The 12736-nt window shown below is 64.1% G+C and carries 10 protein-coding genes; 6 read left to right on the top strand and 4 right to left on the bottom strand.

Annotated elements, in window-relative coordinates; all coding sequences use genetic code 11:
• The first annotated feature begins 4 nt into the window (after positions 1-4).
• The 5 genes from H2O77_RS16855 to H2O77_RS16835 all read left to right on the top strand — a co-directional run bounded on the left by H2O77_RS16855 (position 5) and on the right by H2O77_RS16835 (position 6844).
• Positions 5-1420: an MFS transporter gene (locus tag H2O77_RS16855; RefSeq protein ID WP_215823597.1), complete on the top strand. Its 1416-nt coding sequence runs from the start codon at positions 5-7 to the stop codon at positions 1418-1420.
• Positions 1421-1507: 87 nt separating this feature from the next.
• Positions 1508-2164: a single-stranded DNA-binding protein gene (gene ssb / locus H2O77_RS16850; protein WP_131432841.1), complete on the top strand. Its 657-nt coding sequence runs from the start codon at positions 1508-1510 to the stop codon at positions 2162-2164.
• A 445-nt stretch (positions 2165-2609) separates the two neighbouring features.
• Entirely contained in the window at positions 2610-5117 is a 2508-nt protein-coding gene (locus H2O77_RS16845) for an EAL domain-containing protein (protein WP_215823596.1), read from the top strand.
• Positions 5118-5179: 62 nt separating this feature from the next.
• Positions 5180-6064 carry a sugar nucleotide-binding protein gene (locus H2O77_RS16840; RefSeq protein WP_043334814.1) on the top strand — a complete coding sequence of 295 codons (885 nt, stop codon included), beginning with the start codon at positions 5180-5182 and terminating at the stop codon, positions 6062-6064.
• A gap of 60 nt (positions 6065-6124) precedes the next feature.
• Positions 6125-6844: a lysophospholipid acyltransferase family protein gene (locus H2O77_RS16835; protein WP_215823595.1), complete on the top strand. Its 720-nt coding sequence runs from the start codon at positions 6125-6127 to the stop codon at positions 6842-6844.
• A 184-nt stretch (positions 6845-7028) separates the two neighbouring features.
• Here the strand turns inward: H2O77_RS16835 and fabB are convergent, their stop codons facing one another.
• On the bottom strand, positions 7029-8246 hold the full coding sequence (gene fabB / locus H2O77_RS16830; protein WP_043334810.1) for a beta-ketoacyl-ACP synthase I: 1218 nt from the start codon (positions 8244-8246) through the stop codon (positions 7029-7031).
• 13 nt (positions 8247-8259) lie between these two features.
• On the bottom strand, positions 8260-8775 hold the full coding sequence (gene fabA, locus H2O77_RS16825; protein WP_043334808.1) for a 3-hydroxyacyl-[acyl-carrier-protein] dehydratase FabA: 516 nt from the start codon (positions 8773-8775) through the stop codon (positions 8260-8262).
• A 297-nt stretch (positions 8776-9072) separates the two neighbouring features.
• Between fabA and H2O77_RS16820 the strand changes: the two genes are divergently transcribed.
• The gene (locus tag H2O77_RS16820; protein ID WP_215823594.1) at positions 9073-10911 is read left to right on the top strand and encodes a GGDEF domain-containing phosphodiesterase; all 1839 of its coding nucleotides are present in this window, start codon (positions 9073-9075) and stop codon (positions 10909-10911) included.
• A 5-nt stretch (positions 10912-10916) separates the two neighbouring features.
• On the opposite strand, the gene H2O77_RS16815 is transcribed toward H2O77_RS16820, so the two are convergent.
• The gene (locus H2O77_RS16815; protein WP_240548649.1) at positions 10917-11456 is read right to left on the bottom strand and encodes a DUF2878 domain-containing protein; all 540 of its coding nucleotides are present in this window, start codon (positions 11454-11456) and stop codon (positions 10917-10919) included.
• Positions 11444-12727, bottom strand: coding sequence for a cyclopropane-fatty-acyl-phospholipid synthase family protein (locus H2O77_RS16810; protein WP_215823593.1), 1284 nt, complete (start codon positions 12725-12727; stop codon positions 11444-11446). Before H2O77_RS16810 ends, H2O77_RS16815 begins: the two co-directional genes overlap by 13 nt.
• Positions 12728-12736: the final 9 nt, after the last annotated feature.

The following is a 12736-nucleotide window of genomic DNA, read 5'->3' as shown; positions in this document are numbered from 1 at the left end:
GCCCATGAAAACCTCTCGACTGCTCGCGCCGGAACGCCGCGCCATCGTCGGCCTTGCCAGCCTCTATGCGACTCGCATGCTGGGGCTGTTCATGGTGTTGCCGGTGCTGGCGCTCTATACCCGTGACCTCGCCGGTGCGACGCCGACACTGGTCGGTGTGGCGCTGGGTGGCTACGGGCTGACCCAGGCATTGCTGCAGATTCCGTTCGGCTGGCTGTCAGACCGACTGGGGCGCAAGGCCGTGATCGGCTTCGGGCTCGGGTTGTTCATTCTGGGCTCGCTGGTCGCGGCGACGGCCGACAGCATCGAGATGATCATCCTCGGGCGCTGTCTGCAGGGCAGCGGCGCCGTGGCGGGAGCGATCATGGCACTGCTGGCCGATCAGACCCGGGAGGAGGTTCGCACCATGGCGATGGCCTCCATCGGCATGTCGATCGGGGTCGCCTTTGCACTGGCGATGGTCGCAGGGCCACTGGCCGCAGATGCCTTCGGCCTGTCGGGGGTCTTCTGGTTGACCGCCGTGATGGCCGTCGCGAGCCTGTTCGTGCTCTGGAAGCTGGTGCCAGCTGCGCCCAGGCGTCAACATCAGGATGTGGGGCTTGATAGGCGCCAGCTCAAGGGTATCCTCTCGAATTCCGCATTGTTGCGCATGGATGTGTCGATCTTTGCGCTGCACATGATCCTGACCGCCTGCTTCGTGGCCATTCCCCAGCAGCTGGTCAATTTCGGCATCGCCCCGGCGCATCACGGCTGGATCTATCTGCCATTGATGGGGCTGGCCTTTGTCGCCATGCTGCCGCTGGTCATCGTGGCCGAGAAGTATCGGCGCATGAAGCCCGTCTTCCTGGGGGCCGTCGCGACCATCGCGACAAGCTTGCTGCTGCTGGGAGTCGATGGCATCGAGCATGCCGGGCTGGCGATGTTCCTCGGCCTGCTGTGGCTGTTCTTCGTCGCCTTCAATCTGCTTGAGGCGACCTTGCCTTCGATGATCTCAAAGCTGGCCCCGGCCGGTGCCAAGGGCACGGCGATGGGGGTCTATTCCACCAGTCAGTTCCTGGGCGCCTTCGTGGGCGGTGTCGGGGGCGGCTGGTTGACCGGGCATTTCGGTCTGAGCGGCGTGTTCTTCGCCATGGGACTGGTCGCCATTCTGTGGCTGGCCGTGGTGTGGGGCATGCAACCGCCGCGACATCTGGGCAGTGAAGTGATCGGCCTGTCACCCGAGGCCGCGCAATTGTCGGCCGTCGAGCTGCAGACACGCCTGCTGGCGATCGCCGGCGTGGAAGAGGCGCTCGTGGTGCGTGAGGAACGGGTCGCTTATCTCAAGGTCACACGCGATACACTGGATGACAAGGCGCTGGCCCGCTTCACTCGCCAGCGTGATGACGAAACTCCGGCAGGCGCGGAAGTGCCTGCCAGCTGAACCCTGACATCGGCAACACATTGCCGGTGCACTCGATACCTTCTCCGGTGCCCATGGCGCGCCGGTCTATTTGCAGGAGTAATCTTCATGGCTCGTGGCGTAAACAAGGTCATTCTGATCGGTAATCTCGGTCAAGACCCGGAAGTTCGCTTCACCCCGTCCGGTAGTGCGGTGTGCAACCTGAACCTCGCGACGACGGACACCTGGAATGATCGCCAGAGCGGTCAGCGTCAGGAACGTACCGAATGGCACCGTGTGGTGATGTTCAACAAGCTGGCTGAAGTGGCCCAGCAATACGTCAAGAAAGGCTCACGCCTGTATATCGAAGGCCGCCTGCAGACGCGCAAGTGGCAGGATCAGAACGGCAATGACCGTTACAGCACAGAAATCGTGGCCAACGACATGCAGATGCTGGATACGCGTGGTGAAGGTGGCGGCGGCAACTTCGCTGGTGGTCGCCCGCAGCAGGCGCCTCAGCAGGGCGGCCAGCAACCGGCCGCAGCCCCCCAGCAGGGTGGCCAGTTCGGTGGTCAGCAGCCGGCCCCGCAGCAAGGTGGCCAGTTCGGTGGTCAGCAGCCGGCCCCTCAGCAAGGCGGTCAGTTCGGTGGTCAGCAGCCGGCACCTCAGCAGGGCAACAACTTCGGTGGCCAGCAGCCTGCCCAGCAGAACAACTCCCAGAACAACAATTTCGGTGCGCCGCCCGCGGGCAGCTTCGATGATTTCGATGATGAAATCCCGTTCTGAATAAAGTTTTTCGCCTGTGCGCCGATAGAACGCGCAAGCGATAACGATGAAAAGGCCCTCGTTCAGCGAGGGCTTTTTTTTGAATCACCCATGAGATGTTCGCGATATTTTTTTATGTAAGCGACTGTTTTGCATGAATTATCGCCGATCATGAGAAATGATTCCGAGCGCGACATCCAGTGGCTAGTGCCGCGCGTAAGGGAGGTTGAGCGCCAGTCCATTGCGGCTCATACATGCGTTGCAAACGAGCGTTGTGCAAAAAACGCTTCATGGCCGTATTCTCTTGGTATCTCGCCGTTGGACTGCCAGTGTTGTCGGGTGGCAATCCATGGCCTGAGAAGCCTGTCGTGGTACTCCAGAGGGGGTGCTGGCGACATGACGCCGTTGTCGGATTTCCGCCCCTATCTTGCCGACTGTGGCATGCCCCTGATGATTGAGGTTATTCATGCATGGCAGTTATTCCTATCCACTGGTCGCCCTGTCAATCGTGGTCGCAGTGCTGGCTTCACATGCAGCGCTGCAGCTGATTCGTCAGGTCGCGCTGGCCCCTTCGCGCGCCACCAGCCTCGGCTGGCTGGTGGGCGGAGCCGTGGCGATGGGGCTGGGTGTCTGGGCCATGCATTTCATCGGCATGCTGGCGTATGAAAGCCCGGCTTCGGTCACCTATGCGCCCGGCCTGACGGCGTTGTCGGTGCTGATCGCGATGCTGGCCTCGGGGCTGGCACTCTGGGTGAATACGTTGCCACGCCTGACGCCGATGCTGTTGATGACCAGCGGGACCATCATGGGCGGCGGCATCGCCACGATGCACTACACCGGCATGGCGGCGATGCAGATGCACATGCCATACCGCTATGACCCGCTGCTGTTCGCGGTGTCTATCGTGGTGGCGGTGGTGGCCGCGACGGCGGCCCTGTGGCTGGGAGGCTTCTTCTTGCGCCAGCGCCGCCCCAATCGTATCTATCAGGCCCTGGCGGCCGGTGCGATGGGTCTTGCCATCGCCGGCATGCATTACATCGGCATGGCGGCGATGGAGATGATGCCGCTGACCACGCCCATCATCTCTCCCGCCGGGGTGGGCATGAACTCCGGGCAGAATCTGTGGCTGGCCCTGGCCATCGCGATCGCGACCCTGGCCGTGCTGGGGCTGGCACTCCTGGCCATCAGTGCCGAGCAGCGCATGCGTCGCAGCCGTCATTACCGCTCGCGTCTGGATGGCCTGCTGGAGTATCGGACCCGGGAGCTGCGTCATGAGCGCGATCAGGTGGCGGTCATGCTGGATTCCATCGATGAAGGAGTGATCAGCCTCGATCGCGAGGGCCATATCCAGCACATCAATCCCATCGCTGCCGAACTGTGTGGCTGGGACCCGTCGTTGGCCCGCGGTCGTCCCTGGGCGCGCATCTTGCAGCTGCGTCATGAAGGTACGTTGCAGTCGGTTGCCAGCCAGCTGGAAGGGGTCTTGCAGCGTGGTGAAGTGGTGCACATGTCCAGCCAGACGCTGCTGGTGGCACGTGATGGCAGTGAATGTGCCGTGGAGCTCAAGGCCTCGCCCGTGCGGCGTCGCAGTGGGGATGTCGAGGGGGCCGTACTGGTCTTCCGCGACATCAGCTATCGCCAGGCCATGATTCGGCGCCTCAACTTCCAGGCGCATCACGACAGCCTGACCGGCCTGCACAATCGCACCGCCTTCGATGACTCTCTCACCGCGGCGCTGGCCGATGGCGGCTTTCACCAGCTGCTGTACCTGGATCTCGACTTCTTCAAGGTGGTCAACGACACCTGCGGTCACGCGGCTGGAGACACCGTATTGCGCGAGCTCTCCGCGCTGATGCGAGCGCAGGTGCGGGAAACGGATGTGCTGGCGCGCCTGGGGGGCGATGAGTTCGCCGTGCTGCTCTATCGCTGTTCTCGCGAGCAGGCCATCGAGCGTGCCGAAGCGCTGTGCGCGGCCGTCAGTGCCTATCGCTACTACGATGAGGGGCGGCCATTCCAGTTGGGCGTCAGTATCGGGGTCGCGCCGGTCGAAAGTGGTGTCCAGGCCTCCGAGGTCCTGCGTCAGGCGGATGGGGCCTGCTACATGGCCAAGCAGAGCGGGCGCAATCAGGTGCATGCCTACCATGATGGAGATGCGGGGTTCGAGCGCGCCCAGCGCGAGGTGCAATGGCTGCCGCTGCTGCACGAGGCGCTGGAGAATGATCGCTTCACGCTGTACATCCAGCCGATCCGCTCGCTGAGTGATGCCACCAGCAAGCCCTACTATGAGGTGCTGCTGCGCTACGTCAACGACTCGGGCGAGCACCTGGCCCCGGCGCACTTCATGGCGACGGCGGAGCGATTCGGCCTGATGCCCGAGATTGATATCTGGGTCGTCACCCAGGCGCTGCAGGTGCTGGAGTCCGATGATGGCCGCATCGAATCGGATGCCGTGCTGGCGATCAACCTCTCCGGCCAGAGCATGGGTGACCTGCGCATGCGCGATCAGCTGGCGGCGCTGGTCACGCAAAGCTCCGTCATGCCCCAGCGGCTGTGCTTCGAGATCACCGAGACGGCGGCCATCAGCAATCTGGCCCAGGCGCGCGAGTTCATCTACAGCATGCGCCGGCTCGGCTGCAGCTTCGCCCTGGACGACTTCGGCAGCGGCATGTCGTCCTTTGCCTACCTCAAGGAGCTGCCGGTCAACCAGCTCAAGATCGACGGCGCCTTCGTGCGCAACCTGACTCGCGATAGCCTCGACGCCGCCATCGTCTCCGCCATCTGTGGCATCTGTGCCCAGATGGGCATCATCACGGTGGCGGAATATGTCGAGCGTCTTGAGCTGATCCCCGCCCTCGAGCTGATCGGTGTCGACTTCGTGCAAGGCTACGGCATCGGTCGCCCTCACCCGATCGGCGCCCCTTTGATCTCCATTACTCCACGCAACAACGGGCCTGCAGCCAGTCTGCAAGGTTGATAGAATGACACCTTTGCATCGTCGCCTCTTGCGGCGATGCGCCTGTTTGCTGGAGCCTGCCTGTGAAACTCTTGCTGCTAGATGCCGGGCATTGTCTTGGCCTGGGTCTGATTCGTGCGGCCGGTACGCGCGCCGATCTTGAGCTCAACGCCGTCGAGTCTGACCGTATTGGCGCCGATGACATCCGCGCCAGCCAGGCGGATGTCGTCATCGTGCCGCCGTTCGCACGCCCGGCCGATTCCGCACCTGCCGAGGTGATGGCGCATGCCGAGGCGGTGGAGCAAGTGCTGGCCGCCTGTATCGAGACCGGCACACCGCTGGTGTGGTGCGTGGCAGATCAGATGTTCGAGCAGGGCGGCGAAGGCTTGCTCGACGAGGACGAGGTGCCCTCGCCGATCGATACGGCGCTGCGCCGCGTCATCGCGACCGGTGACCGCATCCGTGCCGAGCTGCCCAATCACCTGATCGTGCGTCTGGGCCCGCTGTTCGGTCCGGAAGGGCGCGATGCCTGGTTGCCGACGCTGATCGAGCGTCTGCTGGCGGGTGAAGAGGTGCGTGCCGCCGAGGACGTCATCCTGTGCCCGACCAGTGTCGATGCCGTGGCGATGGCGCTGATCGGCATGCTCCAGCAGCAGCGCTGCGGTGCGGATGCCTGGGGGGCCTACCATCTGGCCGGCACCGAGCCCATCAGCACCTACGCCTTCGTCAGTGTCGTGCGTACCCAGTTGATCACCCGTCTCGAGGGGCTGGGCGAGACGGTGGCCGCGGGCCCGCTCAAGGCACTGACGCTCAACGCCGGTACGCCGCTGCGGCGTGTGCTCAACTGCCGTCGCGTGCTGGACACCTTCGGTGTGCATCAGAAGCCGTGGCGCCTCGAACTATCCCGCCTGATGGATGACTGGATCGCGCAGCGCGCCTCCGGCTCATCTCGCCCCGATTCGATCTGACCTGTGGAGACTGTGCCTGTGAATGCGCTGCGTAGCGTGCTGTTTTATGTAGGTTATTTCATGGCGTTGCTGCTCAGCGCCGTGGTGCTGGTGCCGCTGGCGGCCTGCCTTCCGCTACAGGCGCGCTACCGTGTCCTGCATAGCTACAACCATATCGTGCTGTGGTGGTTCCGTCTGACCTGCGGCGTGAAGGTGCAGGTGAGCGGGCGTGACGCCTTGCCTGAGGGAGCCTGCGTGCTGCTGGCCAACCACCAGAGCGAGTGGGAAACCATCTATCTGCAGGTGGCCAAGCGTCCACTATGCACCGTACTCAAGCAGGAGCTGCTGAAGATTCCGGTCTTCGGCTGGGGGCTGAAACTGCTGGAGCCGATTCCGCTGGATCGCACCCAGCCGTCCAAGGCGCTCAAACAGGTGCTGTCAGTGGGCACTCAGCGCCTCAAGGACGGTTTTACCGTGCTGATCTTCCCGGAAGGCACGCGCATCGCGCCGGGGACGCGCAAGAAGTTCAACAAGTCCGGTGCCGCGATTGCCTGCCGTGCCGGCGTGCCGGTGGTACCGGTGGCGCACAATGCCGGTGAGATCTGGCCCAACGACAGCTGGATCAAGCGCCCGGGCACCATCCATGTCGCCTATGGCCCGGCCATCGAGACGACGGGGCGCAAGCCGGATGCGGTGATCGCCGATGTCGAGGCCTGGGTCGAGACCAAGCTGCAGGAAATCTCCAGCGTCCAGCGTCCGCCGCTGGAAGAGGAAGCGGCGGCCGATAGCGTCGGCGCCTGACTGTCTGACGCTTTCTCTTTTGCTCATCTGATGCATCCGGTGCCCGCCAGCGAGTACCGGACAGCCACCAAAAAGGCCGCCCCGAAGGGCGGCCTTTTCGTGTCTCACACCAGCGCATACCTGCAGACTGCATGTCTGCTGAACGCGTATCTGCTGAACGCGTATCTGCTGAACGCGTGCTGAATCAGTCCTGGAAACGTTCCAGAATCAGGCAGGCGTTGGTGCCACCGAAGCCGAAGCTGTTGGACAGCACACGGTCGATCTTGACGCCATCACGACGGGTCGTGACGATGTCGAGGCCTTCGGCGCGGTCATCCAGCTCGCTGACGTTGGCAGACGCGGCAATGAAGTCGTTCTCCATCATCAGCATGGAGTAGATGGCTTCCTGCACGCCAGTGGCGCCCAGCGAGTGACCCGTCAGCGACTTGGTCGAGCTCATTGCCGGGCTGGCGGCGCCGAAGACTTCCTGGATGGCCTTGAGCTCGGCCACATCGCCCACCGGCGTCGAGGTGCCGTGGGTGTTGATGTAGTCGATATCGCCATTCACGGTCGCCATCGCCTGACGCATGCAGCGTGCTGCACCTTCGCCGGACGGTGCCACCATGTCGTGGCCATCGGAGGTCGCGCCATAGCCGGTCACTTCGGCGTAGATCTTCGCGCCGCGTGCCTTGGCGTGTTCCAGCTCCTCGAGCACCAGCATGCCGCCGCCGCCAGCGATGACGAAGCCATCACGGGTCTTGTCGTACGGACGCGACGCGGTTTCCGGCGTGTCGTTGTAGCTGGTTGACAGGGCGCCCATGGCGTCGAACAGGCAGGACAGGGTCCAGTGCTCTTCTTCACCACCACCGGCAAACACGATGTCCTGCTTGTTCAGCTGGATCTGTTCCACGGCGCTACCGATGCAGTGGGCAGACGTGGCACAGGCCGAGGAGATCGAGTAGTTGATACCCTTGATCTTGAACGGCGTGGCCAGACAGGCAGAGACGGTCGAGCCCATGGTGCGAGTGACGCGGTAGGGACCGACGCGACGCAGGCCCTTGGCGCGCATCACGTCTGCGGCCTCGACCTGGTTCGCGGAGGAAGCGCCACCGGAACCGGCGATCAGGCCGGTACGCTCGTGGGAAACCTGTTCTTCGGTGAGACCGGAATCGGCAATCGCCTGCGCCATGGAGATGTAGGCATAGGCCGCAGCATCCCCCATGAAGCGCAATTGCTTGCGATCGATGTGGTCTTCGAGATTGATGTCGACAACGCCGGCCACGTGGCTACGGAAGCCCAGCTCGGCGTATTCCTCTTTGCGGCGGATACCAGAACGTCCTTCGCGGAGCGATTCCAGGACCTGCTGGCGATCATTGCCCAGGCAGGAAACAATGCCCAGCCCGGTGACTACCACTCTACGCATGGGAGCCTCCCGTTCAGAAGTTCGCAGTGGAGGTGAACAGACCGACGCGCAGGTCGTTGGCCTGATAGATGTCGCGACCGTCAACTGTCACTGTACCATCGGCGATGCCGAGGATCAGCTTGCGAGTGATGACTCGCTTGATGTTGATGGTGTAGGTCACTTTCTTGGCGGTCGGCAGCACCTGGCCAGAGAACTTGACCTCGCCGCAGCCCAGCGCGCGGCCACGGCCCGGATTGCCCAGCCAGCCGAGGTGGAAGCCCACCAGCTGCCACATGGCATCGAGGCCCAGGCAGCCCGGCATCACCGGATCACCCGGGAAGTGGCAGTCGAAGAACCACAGGTCCGGAGAGATATCCAGCTCAGCAATCAGCTGACCCTTGCCGTGGCTACCGCCTTCCTCACTGATGTGAGTGATGCGATCCAGCATCAGCATGTTGGGAGCAGGCAGTTGCGCATTGCCCGGGCCGAAGAGTTCGCCCTGGCCACAGGCCAGCAGCTCGTCGCGAGTAAAGGAGTGTTGCTTGGTCACTGAGTCATTCCGAGTAGCGGGATGGTAATGCCGTACGAGGCACCTGAGCGCCTGAATGGGGCTAGTCTAATGGCTGGCACCCCTGAATGCACGTGGGGGCCAGACTAAAGGGCAGCAAGGGCGGGTGCAAATAAGTCCTACAGCTGGGGGGAAAGTGGTCGATAGGAGCTAGTGTGTGATTCGCGCGGGATCCCCTTTGCCGGCATCGGTCGCAATCCGCTGGAGTCGTGCCGAGAGTGGCCCGCTGCCTGCAAATGCAGGATCATCCCCGATGACCCCTTCCACCGAGAGCTGCTTATGTGGCCGCAAGCCCACTTCAATCGGCCCCTGATCATCGGGGCGCTCGTTGCCTTGACAGCGCTGCCCTGGTTGCCGGGGCTCGAGCTGCGTCTTGCCGCGTTGCTGCCCGCCGTTCTGGCGGGGCTGGACATCGCGCGCCAGCGTCGTCGCCAGCTGCTGCATCGCCAGCTGCTGGAAGCCGCCGTGCACCTGAGCAGTGATGGTCTGGTGATCAGTGATCGCCACAATCGGGTGCTGGCCGTAAACGCCGCCTTCAGTCATATCACCGGTTACGCACCGGAAGAGATCATTGGTCGCAACCCTTCCCTGCTGTCTTCCGGGCGCCATGACGAGGAATTTCACGCCCGTTATCGCCAGGCGCTCGAGGTCAATGGCCACTGGGAGGGCGAGGTCTGGAATCGGCGCAAGCAGGGGGATGAATACCCCGAGTGGCTGCGGGCACGCCGTATCGAGCAGGGCGGCGACGTCTTCCATGTCGCTCTCTTTACCGATATCACCCGCCACAAGGCGCGCGAGCAGGACCTGCAGCGCCTGGGGCTGGAAGATGCCCTGACGGGCCTGCCCAATCGCCGTCGGCTGGGCGACCTGCTGGTCAGTCGCCTCAACGGCCTGCGCGCCGGGGAGGCGATGGACCTGGCACTGATCGATATCGATGCGCTCAAGAGCATCAATGATGCCCTGGGCGCGGAAGGGGGCGATCGTCTGCTGCAGCAGTTCTCCCAGCGTCTGACGGCGCTGGCGCGTGGCGGCGTGGTCGGGCGCATCGGCGGCGACGAATTCGTCATTCTGCGCTCCACGGCGGGGGGCGAGCATACCGCCTGGGTGGATGAGCTGCGTCAGGTGCTGACCAAGCCCTTCGAGATCGGCGATCAGGCGCTGCACCTTGCGCTGTCGATCGGCAGCTGCCGCGCGCCGGAGGATGGCGCTGACGCCGATGTGCTGATGCAGCGTCTGGAAAGCGCCCTGTATGCCGCCAAGCGACATGGCCGCAATACCGACATGCGCTTTCAGCCCGCACTGGATGCGGGTGGTGACCTGCAGCTGGGGCTGGCGAATGACCTGCGGGTCGCCATCGAGAGCCAGGGGCAATTGCAGCTGCACTATCAATGTCAGCACGACGCCAGCACCGGCAAGGTTGCGAGTGTCGAGGCGCTGTTGCGCTGGAAGCACCCGCTGCGGGGGGCCATCTCACCGGCCGAATTCGTGCCGCTGGCCGAGCGCCACGGCCTGATGCTGCGCCTGGGCAACTGGGTGCTGCGCGAGGCAGTACAGCAGCAGGCCAGCTGGCGGCGTGCCGGTCACCGCCTGTGCATCTGGGTCAATGTCTCGGCCTTGCAGCTGATCCAGGGTGGCTTTGAGGCCTCGCTGGCGGGCCTGTTGATGGAGTATGACGTGCCCGCCAGCTCCATCGGGCTGGAGCTGACGGAATCGGTATTGCTGGATGAGCGTGCCGGCGACATCTCACGACGCCTGGCCGACCTGCGCGCTCGCGGCCATCTGATCGCGGTGGACGATTTCGGTACCGGCTATTCATCACTCGCCTATCTGAAGGACCTGCCGGTGGACAAGCTCAAGCTGGACCGCGCCTTCATCCGCAGCCTGCCCGGCGAGCGTGCGGATGCTGCCATCACGATGGCGGTGTTGGCGATGGCCAAGGGCCTGGGCATGGAGATGATCGCGGAAGGCGTCGAAACCGCCGAACAGCGTGAATATCTGGTATCGAATGGCTGCGGCTGGATCCAGGGGTTCTACTTCTCGCGGCCGGCGCCCGCGGGGGAGGTCATCGAGCGGCTCAATGGCTACGAGGCCGGCAATCTGGCCATCAAAGCTGCCTGAGGCGCTCAGGCGCGCTCGGCATGGCCATGAAGGCGTGCGATACCCAGGCACAGGCCGCCCCAGATCAGCGCCTGCGCCGGTAGCAGCCAGTCGGCGAGGGTCACACTGGCGAGCTGCGCCCCGCCGTAATAGGACAGCGGCGCACTGATGGCACCGCCAGCCGCCGCAAGCCAGGGCCGCTGCCACAACCAGCGCAGCGCATGATGGATCGTGCTGGCGAACAGCGGCCACAGACACCACATCCAGACAGGCAGGGGCAGCCAGTGCGCCCAGTCAGGCGTGTCCGAGGTGATGGTGTAGCCGCCGGCCAGTGACAGACTGCCATCCACCACCATGCCCAGCGCCACGAAGGCGGCCAGCCAGCGCAGTTCGCGCAGGCGCTCACTCGTTGGCACGATCAGCCACAGATGCACGGCCAATATCAGCGGCGTGGCCAGCAGGGCGACCGTCGAGCCGCCCAGTACGCAGCAGAACCAGCCGAGCTGAAAGAGCCCGGCATTGAGCAGTGCTCCAGGGCGCTCGGACAGCAAGTTCAGGCGTCCCAATCCTGGAGCCCCGCCTGTACCGGACGCGCCCCCGGCCCCCCCAGCAGCAGCTGACAGGTGCCGATGGTGCGCTCGCGGAAGCCCCCCTCGCAGTACGCCAGGTAGTAACGCCACATGCGCACGAAGCGCTCGTCGTAGCCTTGCGCATAGACCTCCCCGAGACGCGCCTCGAAGCGCTGCCCCCAGGCCTTGAGCGTGGCGGCGTAGTGCAGGCCGATATCCTCGAGCTGCAACAGGTTCAGCTGGGTGTCCTGCTGCATGGCGCTGAGAATCGCCGCATGGGACGGCAGGAAGCCGCCGGGGAAGATGTAGCGCTTGATGAAGTCCATCTCGCGGCTGGCGGCCACGAAGCGCTGATCGCGAATCGTGATGGCCTGCAGCGCGATCAGGCCTTCCGGCTCGAGCAGGCGCTCGAGGGTCTTCAGGTAGGTCGGCAGATACTGATGGCCGACCGCCTCGATCATCTCCACCGAGACGATGCGATCGAAGCGGCCTTCCAGTGCCCGGTAGTCTTCCTTGAGCAGCGTGATGCGATCCTCCAGCCCTTCCGCGGCGATACGCGCCCTGGTATAGGCGTGCTGCTCATCGGAAATGGTCGTGGTGGTCACGCGGCAGCCGCGTGTTCTTGCGGCATGGATCGCCAGCCCGCCCCAGCCGGTGCCGATTTCCAGCAGGTGATGCTGCGGCCCCAGTTCCAGCAGGTTGAACAGCTTCTCCAGCTTGTGGGTCGAGGCCGCTTCCAGGCTGGCCGCGGGATAGGGGAACACTGCCGCGGAATACATGCGGTGCTCGCGATCGAGAAACAGCTCGAAGAGATCATTGCCGAGATCGTAATGCGCCGAGATGTTGCGCTTCGAACCCGCCAGCGTATTGCGCGCCAGCGCGTAGGCGACGCTCAGCGCCCACTTGGACAGGCGCGACGTCCCGCTGTCCACCGAGTCATTGACCTGCTCGAGGTTGTAGGCGAACAGGCGCACCAGCCCGACCAGATCATCCGTCTCCCACTGGCCATCCATGTAGGCCTCCGCCGCCGCGACGGTGCCACCCAGCGCCATGCGCCGCCACGCGCGTGAGTCATGGATACGCAGCGTGACGTTGCGCGCGCCGCCCTTGCCCAGCATGTGGCGCTCACGGCCTTCCAGCACCGTCAGGCTGCCACCCTCGAGCTTGTCGAGCATGCGCAGCAGGCGTGGCCGCAGCAGCCGCGTCAGGCGGTCCGCCGGTGCCCGGGTCGTGGCCAGTGTGGGGGGAGCGGGTTCGAATTGGCTCATGATGAGTTC

This window comes from Cobetia sp. 4B, from assembly GCF_018831605.1.
Lineage (GTDB): Bacteria > Pseudomonadota > Gammaproteobacteria > Pseudomonadales > Halomonadaceae > Cobetia > Cobetia amphilecti.
The sequence above is the reverse complement of the archived record's forward strand: the minus strand, read 5'-3'. Positions and strand labels throughout refer to the sequence as shown.